The sequence below is a fragment of the Peribacillus sp. P4_B1 genome (genome assembly GCF_056402395.1).
The window spans coordinates 1-739 of sequence record NZ_JBFUHM010000160.1 but is presented as its reverse complement, the minus strand read 5'-3'; the positions used below and the strand labels follow the sequence as shown (position 1 = coordinate 739).

General features: G+C 69.1%; 2 protein-coding genes. Both read left to right on the top strand.

The window, feature by feature from the left end:
• The coding region (locus tag AC1DVK_RS27065; protein ID WP_477627840.1) for a DapH/DapD/GlmU-related protein at positions 1-509 on the top strand (509 nt) is incomplete at its 5' end.
• A gap of 4 nt (positions 510-513) precedes the next feature.
• The coding region (locus tag AC1DVK_RS27060; RefSeq protein ID WP_477627839.1) for a hypothetical protein at positions 514-739 on the top strand (226 nt) is incomplete at its 3' end.

Here is a 739-nt window from a genome sequence, read left to right as displayed (position 1 = left end):
GCCCGGCGAGCGATGCCCTCAACTATCCGGGAGCCGGCGTGGTGGTCTGCGTCGGTTCCGGTGCCGGGCGCGCCCGGACCGTGGACCGGCTGGCCGCACTAGGACTCTCGGACCGCAGGTACGCCACCGTCGTCGACTCGTTGGTCCGGATCCCGGACGGATGCGCGATTGGCCGCGGGAGCGTCTTACTGGGCCATGTCACCCTGACCGCCGGGGTCACCCTGGGTGAGCACGTGGTGGTCATGCCCGGCGTGACGCTGACTCACGACGACGTCGTGGAGGACTTCGCCACGTTCGCGGCCGGGGTGTCACTGGGCGGCGGGGTCAGGATCGGGCGCGGGGCCTACCTCGGCATGAACGCGAGTGTGCGGGAAGGCGCCTCGGTAGGGGCGGCCGCCACCATCGGCATGGGCGCGGCCGTCCTGGCCGACGTGCCGGACGACCAGACTTGGGTGGGCGTGCCGGCACGGGTTCTACGGGCCGGAATTCCGAGCGGGACGGTGGCATAGTCCCATGGGAACGCGCACCGCAGCCGCGGATCAGGAGAGTTCATCGCAGAACCTTAACCCCAATGCGCGCCACGGAACCCTCGTGCTGCTGACCCTCTACCTGGCAGCCCTCGGCTGCATCGGGTTCTGGCCCACACCGGTGGACCGGCCACTGTCCGGCTTCCTGGATGAACTCTTCTCGGCGTTGCACGAGAACGCACTGACGGCGGAAATTAACTATGGTGCCGTGG